At 69.9% G+C, this 289-nt stretch carries 1 protein-coding gene; it reads right to left on the bottom strand.

Annotated features, from left to right (window positions below):
* The coding region (locus NLU14_RS21460; RefSeq protein ID WP_275710452.1) for an arginine N-succinyltransferase at positions 1–289 on the bottom strand (289 nt) is incomplete at both ends.

The following is a 289-nucleotide window of genomic DNA, read 5'->3' as shown; positions in this document are numbered from 1 at the left end:
CACCGCCCCACATGCATGACTTCGCCGCCCGTGCCGACGCCGAGCAGCTCGGCGGTACGCGAGTCGATCGCCACGCCCCCTTCGCGCTCGGCCACGCGGCCCTGGGTCACGCGGAACTGCTGGAGCCTGCCCGTGGCGACCAGCGCCGCCTCGCCACCGGCTTCGATCGCCACCACCTTCGCCGTTTTCGCGTCACGCACCGTCTTCACCTGATCGGTGCGCGCAGTCATCGTCGGGCCGCCGTCGAAGATGTCGACATAGCGTTCCCAGGCGAAGCCTTCGCTCTCCA

This window comes from Marinobacter iranensis (assembly GCF_029207565.1).
GTDB lineage: Bacteria > Pseudomonadota > Gammaproteobacteria > Pseudomonadales > Oleiphilaceae > Marinobacter > Marinobacter iranensis.
This window is presented reverse-complemented; position numbering and strand designations above follow the sequence as displayed.